The organism is Pseudomonas sp. LBUM1647 (assembly GCF_059716175.1).
On the sequence record NZ_CP166809.1, the window covers coordinates 4,799,667 to 4,820,658 of the forward strand.

A 20,992-nucleotide genomic window follows, 5' to 3' on the forward strand; every position below is an offset into this window, starting at 1 on the left:
CAAAAAGCCCGGCGCTCATCACTGAACGCCGGGCTTTTTTATAGCAGGATCAATCAGGCATCCAGCTCGGCCCAGCGCTCGACCATCACGTCGTGCTCAGCCTGCAACTGCTCCAACTGAGCGATCACTGCAGCGGTCTCGGCAGCAGGACGCTGATAGAAACCGGCATCGGCCATTTGCGCCTCAACGGTAGCGATCTGCTGCTCCATGGCTTCGATCTGACCCGGCAACATTTCCAGCTCACGCTGCAACTTGTAGCTGAGCTTCTTCTTCGCCACCGGCGCTTCGACGACAGCAGCGACTGGCGCAGCTTCGGCCGTCACGACAGCGGAGGTCAGGTCGGCCTTGCCGGACTTGCTCTCGGTCACGCCCAGCAGGCGCGGCGAGCCGCCCTGACGCAGCCAGTCCTGATAACCACCGACGTATTCGCGAACCTTGCCTTCACCTTCGAAGACCAGGGTGCTGGTGACCACGTTGTCGAGGAATGCCCGGTCGTGGCTGACCATCAGCACGGTGCCGTTGAAGGTCAGCAAGACCTCTTCCAGCAGCTCGAGGGTTTCGACGTCGAGGTCGTTGGTCGGTTCGTCGAGGACCAGCAGGTTCGCTGGTTTGCTGAACAGTTTCGCCAGCAACAGACGTGCACGCTCACCACCGGACAGCGCCTTCACCGGCGTGCGGGCACGCTGCGGGCTGAACAGGAAATCGCCGAGGTAGCTCAGCACGTGACGGCTCTGACCATCGATATCGATGAAGTCGCGACCTTCTGCGACGTTGTCGATTACGGTCTTTTCCAGGTCCAACTGATGGCGCAACTGGTCGAAGTAGGCCACGTCGATGCGCGTCCCCTCTTCCACCGTGCCGCTGGTTGGCTGCAGACCGCTGAGCATCAGCTTCAGCAGTGTGGTCTTGCCGGTACCGTTGGCGCCCAGCAGACCGATACGGTCGCCGCGCGTCAGGACCATCGAGAAATCCTTGATCAGGAACGGGCCGCCCGGGTGAGCGAAGCTCACGTTGTCGAGGACCATCACCTGCTTGCCGGACTTGTCAGCAGTATCCAGCTGAATGTTGGCTTTGCCTGTGCGCTCACGACGCTCGCTACGCTCTTTGCGCAGGGCTTTCAGGGCACGGACGCGGCCTTCGTTACGGGTGCGACGAGCCTTGATGCCCTGGCGGATCCAGACTTCTTCCTGGGCCAGTTTTTTGTCGAACAGCGCGTTGGCGGTGTCTTCAGCGGCCAGCGAGGCTTCTTTGTGAACGAGGAAGCTGGCGTAGTCGCCGTTCCAGTCGATCAGGCCACCGCGATCCAGTTCGAGAATGCGGGTCGCGAGGTTCTGCAGGAATGAACGGTCGTGCGTGATGAACAGCACGGCGCCCTGGAAATCCTTCAGCGCTTCTTCGAGCCAGGCAATGGCACCGATGTCCAGGTGGTTGGTCGGTTCGTCGAGCAGCAGCAGATCGGGTTCGGAAACCAGAGCCTGAGCCAACAGGACGCGACGACGCCAGCCGCCGGACAATTCGGCGAGGGTCTTGTCGGCCGGCAACTGCAGACGGCTCAACGTGCTGTCGACCAATTGCTGCAAACGCCAGCCGTCACGGGCTTCGAGGTCGTGCTGGACGTGCATCAGTTTGTCCAGGTCGGCGTCGGTGACGATGTTCTGGCTGAGGTGGTGATACTGCGCGAGCAGCTCGCCGACACCGTCCAGGCCTTCGGCCACCACGTCGAACACGGTCCGCTCGTCGGCTACCGGCAATTCTTGCGGCAATTCGCCAATCTTGAGGCCAGGTGCGCGCCAAACGGAGCCTTCATCAGGCTTCTGGTCGCCCTTGACGAGCTTCATCATGCTGGACTTGCCAGTGCCATTGCGGCCGATGATGCACACCCGCTCACCACGGGCGATCTGCCAGGACACCTTGTCCAACAACGGCATAGCGCCGAAAGCAAGGGACACATCGCTGAATTTGAGCAGGGTCATGAGCTTCTCCAAAAACCGGGCGCGCATTCTACCTGACTTGAGGCTTCAGAAGGCCGGCAATTTCACCTTCGCGACACTCTGCATGACAAATGTTGCGAACTGATGCTGACAGGCCGGCAAAGCTTTCGCCCGCTGCTGGCAAAAGGCTAAGCTACAGATAATTCAGCGCGGGCATTGCCCGCGCTTGTCATGATTTCTCTGCCCGGACGTCTCATGCGCAGTCGCCTTTTCAGTCTTTTATCCTGTTTTCTTCTTTCTGCCACTGCCGTTCAAACCGCCCAGGCGGTGGACCTGTCCACCCAGCGCCAGTATTACGATGAAGCCAAGCGTGCCCTCGCCAAGGGGGATACCGGTCCTTATTTCCGTTACAGCCAGGCCCTCAGCGATTACCCGCTGGAGCCGTACCTGGCGTATGACGAACTGACCGCTCGCCTTAAAACCGCGAGCAATGCCGAAATCGAGAAATTCCTCGCCGAGCACGGTGACCTGCCCCAGGCCAACTGGATGAAATTGCGCTGGTTGCGCTGGCTGGCCGAACGTGGCGACTGGGTGACCTTCGTCAAGTACTACGACCCCAAGCTCAATTTCACCGAACTGGACTGCCTGAACGCGCAGTATCAGATCGGGCATAACCAGAAAGCCGAAGGTTACGCCAACGCCAATAAACTCTGGCTGACCGGCAAATCCCAACCCGCCGCGTGCGATGCGCTGTTCGGGCAATGGGCTGCCGAAGGCCAGTTGACCGAGCAGAAACGCTGGGAACGCACCAAGCTTGCCGCCCAGGCACGCAACTATCCTCTGGCCAACAGCCTGGTCAACGGCCTGACCACCCTCGCCCCTCGCGGCCGCTTGCTGGTGGATGTGGCGCAGAAACCCGAGCTGCTCAACCAGCCGTCGCGCTTCACCCCGGCCGATGAACCGATGTCTGACATCGTCAGCCTCGGCCTGCGCCGCTTGGCCAAGCAAGACCCGGACAAGGCCATGGAGCTGCTCGACGGTTACGCCAGCAGCATGCACTTCTCCCGTGATGAGAAAGTGGCCATCGCCCGTGAAATCGGCTTGACCCTCGCCCGCCGCTTCGACCCTCGCGCGCTGGACGTGATGACCAAGTACGACCCGGAACTGCGCGACAACACCGTGTCCGAATGGCGCCTGCGTCTGCTGCTGCGCCTGGCCCGCTGGGACGATGCCTATCAATTGACTCGCCGTTTGCCGCAGGACCTGGCGACCACCAACCGCTGGCGCTATTGGCAGGCCCGCAGTCTGGAACTGGCGCAGCCGCAGAACCCGGAAGCGCAGACGCTGTATAAGGGCCTCGCCCGCGAGCGTGATTTTTACGGTTTCCTCGCGGCGGATCGCTCGCAGTTGCCCTACTCGCTGAACAACAAACCGCTGGTGCTCAGCCAGGCGCTGATCAACAAGGTTCGCAATACCCCAGGCGTGCGTCGGGCGCTTGAGTTTCATGCTCGCGGACAGATCGTCGATGGTCGCCGCGAGTGGTACCACGTCAGCCGCCACTTCAGCCGCGACGAAATGGTCGCCCAGGCGAAACTGGCCTACGACCTGAAATGGTATTTCCCGGCGATCCGCACCATCAGTCAGGCGCAGTACTGGGACGACCTGGACATCCGTTTCCCGATGGCCCACCGCGAAACCCTGGTGCGCGAAGCCAAGGTTCGTGGCCTGCATTCGAGCTGGGTGTTCGCCATCACCCGCCAGGAAAGTGCCTTCATGGACGACGCCCGTTCCGGCGTCGGCGCCAGCGGTCTGATGCAACTGATGCCCGGCACCGCCAAGGAAACCGCGCGCAAGTTCAGCATCCCTCTGGCCTCGCCGCAGCAAGTGCTCGACCCGGACAAGAACATCCAGCTCGGCGCCGCTTACCTGAGCCAGGTCCACAGCCAGTTCAACGGCAACCGCGTCCTCGCCTCCGCCGCCTACAACGCCGGCCCGGGGCGCGTGCGTCAGTGGCTGCGCGGTGCCGACCACCTGAGCTTTGACGTCTGGGTGGAAAGCATTCCGTTCGACGAAACCCGCCAGTACGTGCAAAACGTGCTGTCGTACTCGGTGATCTACGGCCAGAAGCTCAACTCACCGCAACCGCTGGTGGATTGGCATGAACGCTACTTTGACGATCAATAACCGGTAAGGCCGGTTATGTAGGAGCTGTGTAGGAGCTGTCGAGTGAAACGAGGCTGCGATCTTTTGATCTTTTTCGGCACAGTTGAAGACAAGATCAAAAGATCGCAGCCTCGTTTCACTCGACAGCTCCTACAGGTGAAGACCGAGTTCAGCCTTGCCATCGCTAAACTGCAACGCCGCCAACCGCGCATACAGCGCGTTGCTCGCAATCAATTCCTGATGCGTGCCCACCGCTACCAGTTTCCCCTGATCCATCACCGCGATCCGGTCAGCGTTTTTCACCGTGGCCAGCCGGTGGGCGATGACCAGCGTGGTGCGGTTTTTCATCAGGCTCGGCAGGGCTTGCTGGATCAGGTGTTCGCTCTGGGCGTCAAGAGCGCTGGTGGCTTCGTCCAGTAGCAGAATCGGCGCGTCCACCAGCAATGCCCGGGCGATGGCCAGGCGTTGGCGCTGACCGCCAGACAAACCGAGGCCACCGTCGCCAAGATGGGTCTGGTAGCCGCTGGGCATTTGTTCGATGAAGTCATGGGCGTAAGCGATTTTCGCCGCTTCCTGAACCTGGGCCAGGGTTGCCGCCGGGTTGCCGTAGCGGATGTTCTCTTCGATGCTGCCAAAGAACAGCGCAGGGGATTGCGAGACCAGCGCGAAGCAGCGGCGCAGGTCCAACGGATCGAGTTGAGTCAGCGGCACGCCATCGAGCAGGATGTGTCCTTCGGCCGGGTCGTAAAAACGCAGCAGCAAGTCATACACCGTCGACTTGCCGGCACCGGACGGCCCGACCAACGCGAGGGTTTCACCCGCATTGATCGTCAGATTCAAACCATCGACCGCATAGCTTTCGGGACGCGACGGGTAGGAAAAGCGCACGTCTTGCAACACCAGGTCACCCTTCACCCGTTCAGGCAAGGTCACCAGGCCAGTGGTCGGTGGCCGGATGATGTTTTCCGAGCGCAGCAACTCGGCAATCCGCTCGGCGGCGCCGGCGGCACGCTGCAGTTCGCCGATCACTTCGCTCAACGTGCCGAATGCGCTGCCGACGATCAGGCTGTAAAACACAAACGCCGCCAGCTCGCCCGCGGAAATCCGCCCGGCGATGACATCCATTCCGCCGACCCAGAGCATCACTCCGACCGCGCCAAGCACCAGCACGATCACCAGGGTAATCAGCCAGGCCCGCTGGAATATCCGCTTGCGAGCGGTGTTGAAGGCCTCCTCCACCGTTGCGGCAAAGCGCTGCTCGTCCTGGACCTGATGGTTGTAGGCCTGCACGGTTTTGATCTGACCGAGGGTTTCGGAAACATAGCTGCCGATATCGGCAATCCGGTCCTGGCTCAGACGCGACAGGCTACGCACCCGACGGCCGAAGATCAGGATCGGCGCGATCACCAACGGCAACGCGACCACCACGATGCTGGTGAGCTTGGGGTTGGTGATAAACAACAGGACGATCCCGCCGATCACCATCAACAGATTGCGCAAAAACAGCGACAGCGAAGAGCCGATCACCGATTGCAGCAGCGTGGTGTCAGCGGTCAACCGCGACTGGATCTCGGAGCTGCGGTTGTCTTCGTAGAATCCTGGGTGCAGATAAATCAGATGATTGAACACCTGACGACGGATGTCCGCGACAACGCGTTCGCCGATCCATGAGACCAGGTAGAAACGCGCGAAGGTGCCAATCGCCAGCCCGACCACCAGCAACATAAACAAGCCGATGGACTGGTTGAGCAACTGAGGTGACTGGGTCATGAAACCCTGATCCACCAGCAGGCGAATCCCCTGCCCCATGGATAAGGTGATGCCCGCCGTGACGATCAATGCGAGCAAGGCACCGACGGCCGGCCAGCGATAAGGCGCGATGAAACGCAGGGCCAGGCGCATGGCGCGCCGTTGACGGGAAGAGAGGATGGAGATCATTCGATGGCGCAACCAGTAGGGTTTGACGCGATCAAGCCTACACGGGTCGATGGGCTTGAACGCTGTAAATCATAATGAGTCAGGTTAAATATGACCGCAAAGACTAGGTCCTAGACGGTATTGGTCTAAAGTTCGGGTGGCAACGCCGCGTTATTTCTGGTGGACTCATGTTGCCGCCCTGGAAAGATCGCAGGGAGTTGTCATAGCCCGGTCACCTGGCGGTTCTACAGTAAGCACACAACCTGATGAGGAGACAGGCCATGTCCTTGCAAAACAGCAGCGAAGACAAGATTGAAGTGATCCGCACACAGCCAGACCAGTCTCTGGGTTGCTCAATTATCGATAAGGATGGGCGCGAAGTACCGATCACTGAAGGCATGATCCAGGACGCTTGTCGCGAACTGGAAAAGCGATTGGTCAAGCCTGCCGAACAAAAGTGATATAGCCACCGTCTTCTTGACCCGGCCTCTGATGGCCGGGTTTTTTATGGCTGCTGATCCAGAATTGTGGTGCGGCCATTCGCGAGCAGGCTCGCTCCGACAGTGATCTCCAGTGGATATAGCGCCTGTATACGACTGAGATTAAATGTGGGAGCGAGCCTGCTCGCGAAGGGGCCAGCTCGGTCCTCAGACAGCCGAAGCCCCCAACGCCGCCACAATCCTCTGCAACTCAGGCGAATCCCCATCGATCCGCACTGCTAACCCATCAATCTCACGCCGCAGCGGATAATGCTTACGCAGTGAATCGAACGCTGCACGCTGCTCGTTCACATTGCCTACAAGGCTGCGACGGAAATCCGCATCGTCGCGGCGCGGGTCGTACACGCCACGGCACAACATGGCCAGCGACCAGGCCGGATCGCTGTTAGCGTTCAAGGTCACTTGCGACAACCAGGATGCGGGCAGCAAATCGCTCAAGCTGATCTGGGCCGGTTGCCCGAGAAAATCGCAATACGCCTGATAAATTTGCGCGGTGCCACGCTGTCTGCCGTCGAGGCTGTAACCGGCAATGTGCGGCGTCGCCAGCACACAGAGTTCGGCCAGTGCCACATCGACCTCAGGCTCCCCTTCCCAGACATCCAGCACTGCTTGCAGGTCTTCGCGTTGCAGCAGCACCTGGCGCAGCGCGGCGTTGTCCACCACCGGACCACGACTGGCGTTGATCAGCCAAGTGCCGGGTTTGAGCTGGTTCAAACGGTTTTTATCGAACAGATGCCAGGTCAACTGGGCGCCGTGCTTCTTCAACGGTGTGTGCAGACTGATGACATCGCACTGCTCGATGATCTGTTCGAGGCTGACGTAATCGCCACCTTCTGCGGCTTGCCTTGGCGGATCGCAGACCAGCACGTTCCAACCCAGACCTTGCAGAACCTTGACCAATCGGCCGCCCACTTCACCGGCACCGACGATGCCGTAGGTGCGTTGAGTCAGGTCGGCGCCTTCGATTTCGGCCAGGGTCAGCAGACTGCCAAGCACGTAGTCGACCACGCCCCGGGCGTTGCAGCCGGGCGCGCTGGACCAGGTGATGCCGGCCCGCTGAAAGTAATCCAGATCCAGGTGATCCGTGCCGATGGTGCAGGTGCCGACAAAGCGTACCTTGCTGCCTTCGAGCAACGCGCGGTTAACGTTGGTCACCGAGCGCACCAGCAGCACATCGGCCTGTTCGACGGTGGCGCGGTCAATGGAACGTCCCGGCACCCGGCGGATCTCACCGAAACCTTCGAAGAAGGCATCGAGCAGCGGGATATTTTCGTCGGCAACAATCAGCATGGCAGGCTCCTTTGGCGGATCGGCAGTGTAGGCGGAGATGGCACGTCTCGCCTAGCACGCATCCCGGCGTAGGAGCTGCCGCAGGCTGCGATCTTTTGATTTTGTTTTTAAGAGCAAGATCAAAAGATCGCAGCCTGCGGCAGCTCCTACAGGGGGATGGCACGTTGTTAAGAGATTACAAATCCGCAACACAGGACTTTTCCTGACCACTGCGTCAGGGCGTAGAATGCGCCGCCTTGCGCATCAACATCTTTGGACGTTTCGCCCTTGAATTCCGTGACTGACCGCCCCGCCGCTACTTACCTCACCCGCCCCGCCCGGGTTCGCCTGGAGCTGAAAAACCTGCTCGGCCTGGCCTTGCCGATCATGATTGCGCAACTGGCGACCACCGCCATGGGCTTCGTCGATGCGGTAATGGCGGGTCGGGTCGGGCCAAGGGATCTGGCGGCGGTGGCGCTGGGCAATTCGATCTGGGTGCCGGTGTTTCTGTTAATGACCGGCACGCTGCTGGCCACGACCCCGAAAGTCGCCCAGCGTTTTGGCGCCGGCACCCACAGCGAGATCGGGCCGATCGTGCGCCAGGCACTATGGCTGGCATTGGTGGTGGGCTTGATGGCGACCGGCATGTTATTCAGCGCCGAACCGATCTTGCACATCATGAAGGTCGACCCGGAACTGATCGGCCCGTGCATGCAATACCTGCATGGCATCGCCAGCGGTTTGCCCGCTGTCGCGTTCTACCATGTGCTGCGCTGCTTCAGTGACGGCCTGGGGCGTACGCGTCCGGCCATGGTGTTGGGTCTGTGCGGGCTCGCGCTGAACATTCCGCTGAACTACGTCTTCATCTATGGCCACTTCGGTGTGCCAGCCATGGGTGGTGTCGGTTGCGGCTGGGCCACGGCGATCGTGATGTGGGTGATGGCGCTGGGCATGGCCGGGTGGGAGCGCTGGGCGCCGGCGTATCGGTCGAGTGAGTTGTTCAGCCGTTTCGACTGGCCGCAGTGGTCGGTGATCAAACGCCTGCTGGGCATCGGCCTGCCGATCGGCATCGCGGTGTTTGCCGAGTCGAGCATCTTCGCGGTGATTGCGCTGCTGATCGGTAGCCTCGGGGCGACGGTGGTGGCCGGGCACCAGATCGCGCTGAACTTCAGTTCGCTGGTGTTCATGATCCCCTACTCCCTCGGCATGGCCGTGACCGTGCGGGTCGGTCAAGCGCTCGGCCGTCAGGAGCCGCGTGAAGCACGCTTCGCCGCCGGAGTCGGCATGGGCACGGCGCTGGCCTATGCGTGCATTTCCGCGAGCATGATGCTGTTGCTGCGTGAACACATCGCAACGATCTACACGGCTGATCCGACGGTGATTCATGTCGCGGCAATGCTGATTGTGTATTCGGCGCTGTTCCAGTTTTCCGATGCGATCCAGGTGACGGCTGCCGGCGCGTTGCGCGGTTATCAGGACACGCGGGTGACGATGATCCTGACGCTGTTCGCTTACTGGGGGATTGGTTTGCCGGTGGGTTACGCACTGGGCCTGACCGACTGGTTCGGCGCGCCGAGCGGCCCGAGCGGGCTGTGGCAGGGCTTGATCGTGGGCTTGAGTTGCGCGGCGCTGATGCTGTCGATCCGCCTGACGCGCAGTGCACGCAAGCGGATCCGCATCAGTCAGTCGGCGGGTTAAGCGAGTTTCTTGCGGATCCAGTAGAGGTAGGTGCCTGCCTCTTCGTGCTGCGCCACCAGTTCGTGATCGAGAAACACACAGAACTTGGGAATGTCGCGACGGGTCGACGGGTCGGTGGCGATCACCTTGAGCAGGCCGCCGGGCACCAGGTCACGGATGTGCTGGTGCAGCATCATCACCGGTTCCGGGCAGTTGAGGCCGGTGGCGTCGAGGGTGCCGTCTACCGGCGTATCAATCATTTCACTCATGATTCACTCCTGAAACTTGCCGGCATTGTCGCGCATTGCCGGGGCTCTTAACAGATGTCATGACACTGCCGGCCGCAGTCCTGTAGGAGCTGTCGAGTGAAACGAGGCTGCGATCTTTTGATTTTGTTTTTCAAGAGCAAGATCAAAAGATCGCAGCCTCGTTTCACTCGACAGCTCCTACAGCCCTACAGTCCTACAGCCCGTCAACTAGCGGGATTTCGGTTTCTTTACGTCGAGTCGGCGCAAATGGCACGTCACTTCTTCACGGTCGTGGTACAGCTGCTTGCAGCCGATCTCGACCCGAATACCGCGTTCCTTGAACCCGTCGGCAATGCGTTCCAGCAAGCGCTTCACTTCGGCGTAACGCTGTTTCATTGGCAGTTTGAGGTTGACCACCGCTTCGCGGCAATGCCCCTCGCCAATCCATTCTTCCAGCATCGCGGCGTTGCGCGCCGGTTTCTCGACGATGTCGCAGACCATCCAGTCCACCGGTTGCTTGGGCTTGAAGGTGAAACCGTCAGCCATCAAGTGTTGCACCAGCCCCGTGTCCATCAGGCTTTCGGCCATCGGGCCGTTGTCGATCGCGGTCACCAGCATGCCGCGATTGACCAGTTGCCAGGTCCAGCCGCCGGGTGCAGCACCGAGGTCGACGCCAGTCATATCACTGTGCAGACGCTCATCCCACTGATCGCGAGGAATGAAGTGGTGCCACGCCTCTTCCAGTTTCAGCGTCGAACGGCTCGGCGCTTCACGTGGAAACTTCAGTCGCGGAATGCCCATTGGCCACATCGCCGAGTTGTTCGACTCGGCCAGGCCCATGAACACTTCTCGGCCACTTTTGAAGGTCAGCAGCAGGCGCGGCTTGTGGGCATCTTCAACCAGTTTGCCAGCGGCCATCAGCGCCTTGCGCAGGTGGCCTTCGAACTTCTTGCAGAAGTTCGACAGTTCCTTGCCATCGTTGGTGTCGACCATTTCCAGCCACAGGCTGCCGCACAGCGGGAAGTCCGCCATGTGGGCGAGGATCACGCTGATGCGGTCGGTTTCCGGCAGATCGATGAAGATCCCGCGGGCCCACTGGCGCGGGAAGATCAGATCGGCGAAACGCTGGCCACGCATCAGGCGCTCGGCGCCGTCTTCTTCGGTGCAGATGAATTCGGCGCAGGCGCTGGCAGTCTTGGCCTTGGCATAACCGGCCACGTTCAGCCGCGCGGCGTGTTCGGAAATCTCGGAGCAGACTTCGCTTTCGAAGCCCGGCCGGCAATGCATAAAGAGGGTGTTCATTCTTACTCCTGGGCAGATGGCGAGAAATTCAACCACTGCGCGATGCCCAGGCTTGCGTTGAAGCAAAGCCTGTCACGAAAACCGGCGCATGATAGCCGAGTTCGGAACCTTGGACTTGGCCATAGAGTCCAGTTATTAGCCAGCTACTTAAAACAGGGCTAGTTTTAATGCTCTGCCCGTCCCCTCAGTCCGTAGCCGTGCGGACTCAAAGGAGTGATCGTAATGCCGTCCCTTAATAGCCTGAACACCCTTAAAACCCTGCAAGTCGACGACAAGACCTACCATTATTTCAGTCTGCCCGACGCTGCCAAAAGCCTCGGTGATCTCGACAAGCTGCCGATGTCGTTGAAAGTGCTGCTGGAAAACCTGCTGCGCTGGGAAGATGAAAAAACCGTCACCGGCGCCGACCTCAGGGCGATTGCCGCCTGGCTCAAGGAGCGTCGCTCCGACCGTGAAATTCAATACCGTCCCGCGCGGGTATTAATGCAGGACTTTACCGGCGTTCCCGCCGTGGTCGATCTGGCCGCCATGCGTGCCGCGATGGCGAAGGCCGGCGGCGACCCGCAGCGAATCAATCCGCTCTCCCCCGTGGATCTGGTGATCGACCACTCGGTGATGGTCGACAAGTTCGCCAGCAGCAGCGCCTTCGAACAGAACGTCGACATCGAAATGCAGCGCAACGGTGAACGCTATGCGTTCCTGCGCTGGGGCCAAAGTGCCTTCGACAACTTCAGCGTGGTGCCGCCGGGCACCGGGATCTGCCACCAGGTGAATCTGGAGTATTTAGGTCGCACTGTCTGGACCAAGGACGAAGACGGCCGCACGTATGCCTTCCCGGACACCCTGGTCGGCACCGACTCCCACACCACCATGATCAACGGCCTCGGCGTGCTCGGCTGGGGCGTCGGCGGGATCGAAGCGGAAGCGGCGATGCTTGGCCAACCGGTGTCGATGCTGATCCCGGAAGTGATCGGCTTCAAACTCACCGGCAAGCTCAAGGAAGGCATCACCGCCACCGACCTGGTGCTGACCGTCACCCAGATGCTGCGCAAGAAAGGCGTGGTCGGCAAATTCGTCGAGTTCTACGGTGACGGCCTCGCCGATCTGCCGCTGGCCGACCGCGCGACCATCGCCAACATGGCCCCGGAGTACGGCGCCACCTGCGGCTTTTTCCCGGTGGATGACATCACCCTGGACTACCTGCGTTTATCCGGTCGCCCCAGCGCAACCGTGAAACTGGTCGAGGCCTACAGCAAAGCCCAGGGCCTGTGGCGCCTGCCGGGCCAGGAACCGGCGTTCACCGACAGCCTGGCGCTGGACATGGGCAGCGTCGAAGCCAGCCTTGCCGGCCCGAAACGCCCGCAGGACCGGGTTTCGCTGCCGAATGTCGCGCAAGCGTTCAGTGACTTCGTCGACCTGCAATTCAAACCCACCAGCAAGGAAGTCGGTCGTCTCGAAAGTGAAGGCGGCGGTGGCGTCGCGGTGGGCAATGCCGATCTGGCCGGTGAAGCCGACTACGAATACGACGGTCAGACCTATCGATTGAAAAATGGCGCGGTGGTGATCGCGGCGATTACTTCCTGCACCAACACCTCCAACCCGAGCGTGATGATGGCCGCCGGCCTGGTGGCGAAGAAAGCCGTGGAAAAAGGCCTCAAGCGCAAACCGTGGGTCAAAAGCTCGTTGGCCCCAGGCTCGAAAGTGGTCACCGACTACTACAAAGCTGCCGGCCTGACTCAATACCTTGATGAACTGGGTTTTGCTTTGGTCGGCTACGGCTGCACCACCTGTATCGGCAACTCCGGGCCATTGGCTGAGCCGATCGAAAAAGCCATTCAGGCCGCCGACCTCACCGTCGCCTCGGTGCTGTCGGGCAACCGCAACTTCGAAGGCCGCGTGCATCCGCTGGTGAAAACCAACTGGCTGGCCTCCCCTCCGCTGGTCGTCGCCTATGCGCTGGCCGGTACGGTGCGCATCGACATCAGCAGCGAGCCTTTGGGTACCGACAAAGAGGGCAATCTGGTGTATCTGCGGGACATCTGGCCAAGCACCAAAGAGATCGCCGACGCGGTGAACCAGGTCAACACCGCGATGTTCCACAAGGAATACGCCGAAGTGTTTGCCGGCGACGAGCAATGGCAGGCGATTGAAGTGCCGCAAGCGGCGACGTATGTCTGGCAGGACGATTCGACTTACATCCAGCATCCACCGTTCTTCGATGACATCGGCGGGCCGCCGCCGGTGGTCAAGGACGTCGCCGGTGCCAGAGTCCTCGCATTGCTCGGCGATTCGGTAACCACCGATCACATCTCCCCGGCCGGCAACATCAAGGCTGACAGCCCGGCAGGCCATTACTTGCGCGAGAAAGGCGTGGAACCACGGGACTTCAACTCCTACGGCTCGCGACGTGGCAACCACCAAGTGATGATGCGCGGCACCTTCGCCAACATCCGCATTCGCAACGAAATGCTCGGCGGTGAAGAAGGCGGCAATACGATTTACATTCCCACCGGGGAGAGGATGCCGATCTACGACGCGGCGATGCGTTATCAAGCCTCGGGCACGCCGCTGGTGGTGATTGCCGGGCAAGAATACGGCACCGGCTCGAGTCGCGACTGGGCGGCCAAGGGCACCAATCTGCTGGGGGTCAAAGCGGTCATTGCGGAAAGTTTCGAACGGATTCACCGCTCCAACCTGGTGGGCATGGGCGTGTTGCCGTTGCAGTTCAAGCTGGATCAAAACCGCAAGAGCCTGAACCTGACCGGCAAGGAGACACTGGATATTCTGGGTTTGACCGGCGTCGAGCTGACGCCCCGGATGAACCTGACGCTGGTGATCACCCGTGAAAACGGCAACCGCGAGAAAGTCGAGGTGTTGTGCCGGATCGATACCCTGAATGAGGTGGAGTACTTCAAATCGGGGGGGATTTTGCATTACGTGTTGCGGCAGTTGATTGCCTCGTAACAGCCTGCTGACACAGACACCGCCTTCGGGCGGTGTTTTTGTTTGGGCCGCGAGCGCCCTATAATCCCGCGCCTCTATGTAGCAGCTGCCGAAGGCTGCGTTCGGCTGCGTAGCAGTCGTAAACCCTGAATCCACGATGAATCTGAAAGACCGCGGTGCCTGATTTGCGACTGCTTCGCAGCCGAACGCAGCCTTCGGCAGCTGCTACAGGTTATCCGCTGACCAAAAAACCAAGGACTTCACATAATGACTCTGCCATGGATCTACCTGGCCCTTCTTTCTATTGGCTATGGTCTGGCACTGATCTACGGCCAACTTGGTTGGCTGGCCGGCATCTCCGTTGCTTTGCTGTTGGTCGCCGGTTTCGCAGTCCATCAGCAGAAGCTCTCCATCGCGCGCTACCTCGGCCACGGGTTGTTCATTGTCCTGGCCCTGGCACTGGCGATGCACTGGCTCCCCGGTTTCTACAACGGTCGCGCCATCGACCCTCAGCGATTCACCGACGATGCCGTACCGTTTTCCATGTACCTGAATCAGGACAAACCCCTGATCGGGTTCTGGCTTTTGCTGGTCTGCCCGTGGATTGTCGGCCGCCGTTCGCTGCGCCTTTCCATTTATGCCACTGCGATGGCGCTGCCCCTGAGTGCCGTGCTGGCCTTCGGTGGCGCGTTGTTGTTGGGCGTGATCAGTTGGGCATCGAAGTGGCCCGATCAAGCCTGGTTATGGACGCTGAACAACCTGCTGCTGGTGACCCTGGTCGAGGAAGCACTCTTTCGCGGCTACATCCAGGGCGGTCTGACGCGGCGCTTCAAAAACCTGCCCTACGGTGAAAACCTCGCCCTGCTCCTCGCCTCGCTGCTGTTCGGCCTGGTGCATGTGGGTGCCGGCTGGCAATGGGGGTTGCTGGCGAGCCTGGCAGGTGTCGGCTATGGTCTGGCCTACCGTTTTGGTGGCTTGGGTGCGGCCATCGCCACCCATTTCGGCCTGAACCTGCTGCATTTCGCCCTGTTCACTTATCCGATGCTTGCCAGCTGACGCAAGGGTCGTTTTGCGACGCGCCACTGATTACTGAAAAATAATCTCAATAAATGGCTGACGATGCCGACAACCAGTCAAAGCCTTGCGGATTGAAAAAGCCATGCGTAACAACCAGCCTATTACACAACGCGAACGGACCTTCCCGGCTCAGCAACGGTTGATTTCCACCACCGATGCCAAGGGCGTGATCACCTACTGCAACGACGCTTTCGTCGAGATCAGTGGGTATTCTCGTGAAGAGTTGATCCGTGCGCCGCACAACCTGGTCCGTCACCCTGACGTCCCGGCCGCGGTGTTCGCGCACATGTGGGGCACATTGAAACAAGGCTTGCCATGGATGGGCATTGTCAAGAATCGCTGCAAGACCGGTGATCACTATTGGGTTAACGCCTATGTCACACCGGTTTTCGAAGGCAATCAGGTGGTTGGTTACGAATCGGTGCGGGTCAAACCCACCGCCGAGCAGATCCGCCGTGCCGAAGCGCTCTACCAACGCATCAACCAGGGCAAGTCGGCGATTCCTTCATCGGACAAATGGCTGCCGGTGCTGCAGGACTGGCTGCCGTTCATCCTCGTCAGCCAACTGAGCTTCATGATCGGTGCGTCGCTCAATTCCCAATGGGGTTTTGCGTTGGCCGCCGGCCTGTCGGTGCCATTGGGTCTGTTGGGGTTGAGCTGGCAACAACGCGGCCTCAAGCGTCTGCTGCACCTGGCCGGGCAGACGACCTCCGACCCGCTGATCGCGCAGATGTACACCGACAGCCGCGGCGCTCAAGCACGTCTGGAGATGTCGATCCTCAGCCAGGAAGCCCGTCTGAAAACCTGCCTGACCCGTCTGCAGGACACCGCCGAGCATCTGAGCGACCAAGCGAAACAGTCCGACGCCCTGGCGCATAACAGCTCCAACGGTTTGGAACGCCAACGTGTCGAAACCGAGCAAGTGGCCACTGCCGTCAACCAGATGGCCGCCACCACTCAGGAAGTCGCCAGCCACGTACAGCGCACGGCCGATGCGACTCAGGAAGCCAATCGCCTGACCGGTCGCGGCCGCGACATCGCTGGGGAAACCCGCGACGCCATCCAGCGCCTGTCGGTGGTGGTCGGTGAAACCGGGCTGACCGTGACCCAACTGGCCAAGGACAGCGACGAAATCGGCGGCGTGGTCGATGTGATCAAAGGCATCGCCGACCAGACCAACCTGCTGGCACTGAACGCGGCCATCGAAGCGGCGCGCGCCGGTGAAATGGGTCGCGGGTTTGCGGTGGTTGCCGACGAAGTCCGTCAACTGGCGCAACGCACCAGCGAATCCACCGGGCAGATCCACGCCCTGATCGCCAAGCTCCAGCAAACCGCCAGCACGGCGGTGCAAACCATGGAGGCTGGCCATCGCCAGGCCGAAGAAGGTGTAGCGCGAGTTCTGGAAGCGGATCAGGCACTGGTGGGGATCAGCGAAGCGGTGGCCAACATCACCGACATGACCACCCAGATCGCTGCGGCGACCGAAGAGCAAAGCGCTGTCGCCGAAGAAATCAGCCGCAACATCAGCAACATCTCGCACCTGGCGGATCAGACCTCGGAACAGGCGCAACACTCAGCGTTGTTGAGTGAAGAGCTGACGAAGACGGCGAATACCCAGTATTCGTTGGTGGAGCGGTTTAACCGGTAAGATCAACGTCAAAAGATCGCAGGCTGCGCCAGCTCCTACATGGATCGCGTAACCCTGTAGGAGCTGCCGAAGCCTGCGATCTTTTGATCTTGCGTCTCACAGAAATTCGGCAACCTTCTGCGCCGCAACCGCCAGATGCTGTTCATGGGTAAACCCGGAAGCCTTCAACGGTTTCAAATCATGATCCCCCGCGACCAGCCAGAACACCTCGATACTCGGTGCCAACGTGTATGCCTCGACGGCCTCGCGATTGCCCAACGCATCCCGCTCGCCCTGAACGATCAACATCCGCGTCTTGAGCGCGGCCAAATGCTCAACCCGAGGCTTCTCCGGTTTACCGACCGCATAAAACGGATACCCCAGACACACCAACCCATCCGCCCCCAATTCATCCGCCAACAAACTCGCCATCCGCCCGCCCATGGACTTGCCGCCAACGGCCAGACGCCCAGCGACATGGCGTCGCACCTCGGCATACACCTCACGCCAGCACTCGAGCAGTTTCGGCGCCGGGTTCGGTGGACGTTTGCCACCATCGACACGCCGTTGCGCCATGTAGGGAAACTCGAAGCGCAGCACATTGACGCCTTGAGCCGCAAGGCGCGCAGCCATGTCGTTCATCCAGCCGCTGTCCATTGGCGCACCGGCGCCATGAGCTAGGATCAACGTCGCCGATGCCGGCGCTGAGGCGGCATTCCACAACCATCCATGATCCTGCACACACCGCGCCCATTGATCCCCGTCAATACTGGCCTTGTGCTCTTTGTCCATGCTTGCCTCGCTTTTAGTCTGCCTATAACTCCAGGCGAAGGGAGCGTCTGCCGTGCGGCTTACTCGCAAAGGCAGGCCTTCACTTCGGCTGAACCGTGGATGGGGAACCATGAACACTTCTATCAGTACCGCCTACAACTACAAGGTGGTCCGCCAATTCGCCATTATGACGGTGGTGTGGGGCATCGTCGGCATGGGGCTCGGGGTTTTTCTCGCGGCTCAATTGGTATGGCCTGAACTCAACTTCAATCTGCCGTGGACCAGCTTCGGGCGCCTGCGCCCGTTGCACACCAACGCAGTGATCTTCGCTTTCGGCGGTTGCGCCCTGTTCGCCAGTTCGTTCTATTCGGTGCAACGCACCTGCCAGACCCAACTGTTTGCACCAAAAATCGCCGCGTTCTGCTTCTGGGGCTGGCAAGTGGTGATCCTGCTGGCGGCCATCAGCTTGCCGCTGGGTTACACCAGCTCCAAGGAATACGCCGAACTGGAATGGCCGATCGACATCCTGATCACCATCGTCTGGGTCGCCTACGCCGTGGTGTTCTTCGGCACGCTGGCCAAGCGCAAGACCAAGCACATCTACGTCGGCAACTGGTTCTTCGGTGCGTTCATCATCACCGTGGCCATTCTGCACATCGTCAACAACCTTGAGCTGCCGGTGAGCTTCACAAAATCCTACTCGGTGTACGCGGGTGCGACCGATGCCATGGTTCAGTGGTGGTACGGGCACAACGCCGTCGGCTTTTTCCTCACCGCCGGTTTCCTCGGGATGATGTACTACTTCGTGCCGAAACAGGCCGAGCGTCCGGTGTATTCCTATCGCTTGTCGATCGTGCACTTCTGGGCGCTGATCACCCTGTACATCTGGGCCGGTCCGCACCACTTGCACTACACCGCGCTGCCGGACTGGGCACAGTCGCTGGGCATGGTGATGTCGCTGATCCTGCTGGCGCCAAGCTGGGGCGGGATGATCAACGGGATGATGACGCTCTCGGGCGCCTGGCATAAGTTGCGCAGCGACCCGATCCTGCGCTTCCTCGTGGTGTCGCTGGCGTTCTACGGCATGTCGACCTTCGAAGGGCCGATGATGGCCATCAAAACGGTCAACGCCCTCTCCCACTACACCGACTGGACCATCGGCCACGTTCACGCCGGCGCCCTCGGTTGGGTCGCGATGATCTCCATCGGCGCGCTGTACCACATGATCCCGAAAATCTTCGGCCGCACGCAGATGCACAGCATCGGCCTGATCAACGCGCACTTCTGGCTCGCCACCATCGGCACCGTGCTCTACATCGCTTCGATGTGGGTCAACGGCATCGCCCAGGGCCTCATGTGGCGCGCAGTCAATGAAGACGGCACGCTGACCTACTCCTTCGTCGAAACCCTGGTGGCCAGCCACCCAGGCTTCGTCGTGCGCCTGGTAGGCGGTGCGATCTTCTTCAGCGGCATGTTGCTGATGGCCTACAACACCTGGCGCACCGTGCGGGCCTCGCAGCCTGCCGAAGTCGCCGCTGCCGCGCAGATCGCCTGAGGAGGCCGCCATGAAACACGAAACAATCGAGAAAAACGTCGGCCTGCTGATGTTGCTGATGGTGCTGGCCGTGAGCATTGGCGGTCTGACCCAGATCGTCCCGCTGTTCTTCCAGGACGTGACCAATAAACCGGTGGAAGGCATGAAGCCCTACACCGCGCTGCAACTGGAAGGTCGCGACATCTACATCCGCGAAGGCTGCGTCGGTTGCCATTCGCAGATGATACGGCCGTTCCGCGCCGAGACCGAACGCTACGGCCACTACTCGGTGGCCGGTGAAAGTGTCTGGGATCACCCGTTCCTGTGGGGCTCGAAACGTACCGGTCCGGACCTGGCCCGGGTCGGTGGTCGCTACTCCGAAGACTGGCACCGCGCGCACTTGTACAACCCGCGCAACGTGGTGCCGGAATCGAAAATGCCCGGCTATCCGTGGCTGGTGGCCAATCAACTCGACACCAGCCACACCGAAGGCAAGATCAAGGCGATGCGCACCCTCGGCGTGCCATACACCGACGACGACATCGCCGGCTCAGTCGCCTCGCTCAAGGACAAGACCGAAATGGACGCGCTGGTCGCTTACCTGCAAGTGCTCGGCACATCCATCAAGAGCAAGAGGTGAGCCATGGCCATGCCCTTTGAAATCGTAAGCGAAATGAGCAGTGGAATGATCCGCGGCCTGGGCACGGTCGTGGTGTTCGTGGCCTTCGTCGGCCTGACGCTGTGGGTGTTCAACAGTAAGCGCAATCCGGAATTCGCCGAAGCGCGTTTGCTGCCGTTCGCCGATGAACCGCTACCCGATGACGCCACCCAAGAACCTGAAACAAGGAGTACCCGGCCATGACCACCTTCTGGAGTACGTGGATCTGCGTACTGACCATCGGCAGCCTGATCGGCCTGACCTGGCTGCTGATCGGCACCCGCAAGGGCGAAACCAAGGGCAGCGTCGACCAGACCATGGGCCACAGCTTCGACGGCATCGAGGAGTACGACAACCCGCTGCCGCAGTGGTGGTTCATGCTGTTCGCCGGCACGCTGGTGTTTGCCGTTGGCTATCTGGTGCTTTACCCGGGCCTGGGAAACTGGAAAGGCATTCTGCCAGGTTACGAGGACGGCTGGACAGGCGTCCACGAATGGGAAAAGGAGATGAACAAGGCCGATGCCAAGTTCGGACCGATCTTCGCCAAATTCGCGGCGATGCCCGTGGAAGAAGTGGCCACGGACCCGCTAGCGTTGAAAATGGGCGGTCGCCTGTTTGCCTCCAATTGCGCGGTCTGTCATGGCTCGGATGCCAAGGGCGCCTTTGGCTTTCCGAACCTGACGGACACCAGCTGGCGCTGGGGCGGCAACGCCGACACCATCAAAGCCACGATCATGGGTGGGCGCATGGCGGCGATGCCGGCCTGGGGTGAAATCTTTGGTGATGCCGGCGTTAAGAACGTCGCGGCTTATGTGCGCCATGACTTGGCCGGCCTGCCGTTGCCTGCCGACAACGGTGCCGACCTGCACGCCGGACAGCAAGCGTTCAGTACCATGTGCGTAGCCTGTCATGGGGCAAACGGCCAGGGCACTGAAGCCATGGGCGCGCCGAATCTGACGCAGCCGGCCGGCTTCATCTACGGTACAAGCCTGGCGCAACTGCAACAGACCATCCGTCATGGCCGCCAAGGCCATATGCCAGCACAGAATGAATTGCTCGGTAACGATAAGGTGCAATTGCTGGCCGCTTACGTTTACAGCTTGTCACAGGGGCTGAACACTGAGCGTTTGCAGGCTGAAGGCAAACACGAATAAATCTCGACCGCTCTGCTGCCGCATTCTCCCGGATGCGGCAGTTCCCTGCTTCTTTGCGACCAAGTGTCGCACCCCTCCGTTAGTCCTCCTTTCGGTTCCCCAGATTCGGGTCTAAGCTTTCTCGATGCGGACTGGCATGAGCCGGTTCCAGGTCGACCCAACCCGATGTGTTCGACGAATCTGCTCGATGACAAGCCGCAAAGGCTGGTAGATACCGGCTG

Annotated in this window: 16 protein-coding genes; 10 read left to right on the top strand and 6 right to left on the bottom strand. The window is 60.5% G+C overall.

Features of this window, described 5'->3' with window-relative positions:
* Window positions 1-53: 53 nt before the first annotated feature.
* Window positions 54-1,973 (bottom strand): ATP-binding cassette domain-containing protein, encoded by a 1,920-nt coding sequence (locus ACA059_RS22075; RefSeq protein WP_497631002.1) that lies wholly within the window; start codon window positions 1,971-1,973, stop codon window positions 54-56.
* 213 nt (window positions 1,974-2,186) lie between these two features.
* Here ACA059_RS22075 and ACA059_RS22080 point away from each other — a divergent pair, with 213 nt between their 5' ends.
* On the top strand, window positions 2,187-4,115 hold the full coding sequence (locus ACA059_RS22080) for a transglycosylase SLT domain-containing protein (RefSeq protein WP_497631003.1): 1,929 nt from the start codon (window positions 2,187-2,189) through the stop codon (window positions 4,113-4,115).
* Window positions 4,116-4,244: 129 nt separating this feature from the next.
* Here the strand turns inward: ACA059_RS22080 and ACA059_RS22085 are convergent, their stop codons facing one another.
* Entirely contained in the window at window positions 4,245-6,032 is a 1,788-nt protein-coding gene (locus ACA059_RS22085) for an ABC transporter transmembrane domain-containing protein (protein ID WP_497631005.1), read from the bottom strand.
* A gap of 260 nt (window positions 6,033-6,292) precedes the next feature.
* Here ACA059_RS22085 and ACA059_RS22090 point away from each other — a divergent pair, with 260 nt between their 5' ends.
* Window positions 6,293-6,472, top strand: a complete 180-nt coding sequence (locus tag ACA059_RS22090; protein WP_033061931.1) for a PA1571 family protein — start codon at window positions 6,293-6,295, stop codon at window positions 6,470-6,472.
* A 186-nt stretch (window positions 6,473-6,658) separates the two neighbouring features.
* Here ACA059_RS22090 and pdxB read toward each other — a convergent pair whose 3' ends face one another.
* Window positions 6,659-7,801: a 4-phosphoerythronate dehydrogenase PdxB gene (pdxB, locus tag ACA059_RS22095; RefSeq protein WP_497631006.1), complete on the bottom strand. Its 1,143-nt coding sequence runs from the start codon at window positions 7,799-7,801 to the stop codon at window positions 6,659-6,661.
* A 267-nt stretch (window positions 7,802-8,068) separates the two neighbouring features.
* Here pdxB and ACA059_RS22100 point away from each other — a divergent pair, with 267 nt between their 5' ends.
* The gene (locus ACA059_RS22100; RefSeq protein ID WP_497631007.1) at window positions 8,069-9,478 is read left to right on the top strand and encodes an MATE family efflux transporter; all 1,410 of its coding nucleotides are present in this window, start codon (window positions 8,069-8,071) and stop codon (window positions 9,476-9,478) included.
* Here ACA059_RS22100 and tusA read toward each other — a convergent pair.
* Complete coding sequence (gene tusA, locus ACA059_RS22105) at window positions 9,475-9,726, bottom strand: sulfurtransferase TusA (protein WP_007907805.1); 252 nt, start codon at window positions 9,724-9,726, stop codon at window positions 9,475-9,477. The genes ACA059_RS22100 and tusA overlap by 4 nt on opposite strands.
* Window positions 9,727-9,933: 207 nt before the next feature.
* Entirely contained in the window at window positions 9,934-11,007 is a 1,074-nt protein-coding gene (gene rlmM / locus ACA059_RS22110; protein ID WP_129442892.1) for a 23S rRNA (cytidine(2498)-2'-O)-methyltransferase RlmM, read from the bottom strand.
* Between the two features lie 222 nt (window positions 11,008-11,229).
* Here rlmM and acnA point away from each other — a divergent pair, with 222 nt between their 5' ends.
* From acnA to ACA059_RS22125, 3 genes are all read left to right on the top strand, one after another.
* A complete protein-coding gene (acnA, locus tag ACA059_RS22115) occupies window positions 11,230-13,971 on the top strand; it encodes an aconitate hydratase AcnA (protein WP_497631010.1) in 2,742 nt (913 codons plus the stop codon).
* Between the two features lie 243 nt (window positions 13,972-14,214).
* Window positions 14,215-15,006, top strand: coding sequence for a CPBP family intramembrane glutamic endopeptidase (locus tag ACA059_RS22120; protein ID WP_497634709.1), 792 nt, complete (start codon window positions 14,215-14,217; stop codon window positions 15,004-15,006).
* Between the two features lie 103 nt (window positions 15,007-15,109).
* Entirely contained in the window at window positions 15,110-16,675 is a 1,566-nt protein-coding gene (locus ACA059_RS22125; protein ID WP_497631011.1) for a methyl-accepting chemotaxis protein, read from the top strand.
* 96 nt (window positions 16,676-16,771) lie between these two features.
* Here ACA059_RS22125 and ACA059_RS22130 read toward each other — a convergent pair whose 3' ends face one another.
* Entirely contained in the window at window positions 16,772-17,446 is a 675-nt protein-coding gene (locus tag ACA059_RS22130; RefSeq protein ID WP_497631013.1) for an alpha/beta family hydrolase, read from the bottom strand.
* A gap of 109 nt (window positions 17,447-17,555) precedes the next feature.
* Here ACA059_RS22130 and ccoN point away from each other — a divergent pair, with 109 nt between their 5' ends.
* From ccoN to ccoP, 4 genes are read left to right on the top strand one after another with little or no spacing between them, the layout of a single operon-like run.
* Window positions 17,556-18,980, top strand: a complete 1,425-nt coding sequence (gene ccoN / locus ACA059_RS22135; protein ID WP_403138573.1) for a cytochrome-c oxidase, cbb3-type subunit I — start codon at window positions 17,556-17,558, stop codon at window positions 18,978-18,980.
* A 10-nt stretch (window positions 18,981-18,990) separates the two neighbouring features.
* Window positions 18,991-19,599 carry a cytochrome-c oxidase, cbb3-type subunit II gene (gene ccoO / locus ACA059_RS22140; protein WP_497631014.1) on the top strand — a complete coding sequence of 203 codons (609 nt, stop codon included), beginning with the start codon at window positions 18,991-18,993 and terminating at the stop codon, window positions 19,597-19,599.
* A 21-nt stretch (window positions 19,600-19,620) separates the two neighbouring features.
* A complete protein-coding gene (locus ACA059_RS22145) occupies window positions 19,621-19,821 on the top strand; it encodes a cbb3-type cytochrome oxidase subunit 3 (RefSeq protein WP_283190897.1) in 201 nt (66 codons plus the stop codon).
* A complete protein-coding gene (ccoP, locus tag ACA059_RS22150; RefSeq protein ID WP_497631015.1) occupies window positions 19,818-20,771 on the top strand; it encodes a cytochrome-c oxidase, cbb3-type subunit III in 954 nt (317 codons plus the stop codon). Before ACA059_RS22145 ends, ccoP begins: the two co-directional genes overlap by 4 nt.
* Window positions 20,772-20,992: the final 221 nt, after the last annotated feature.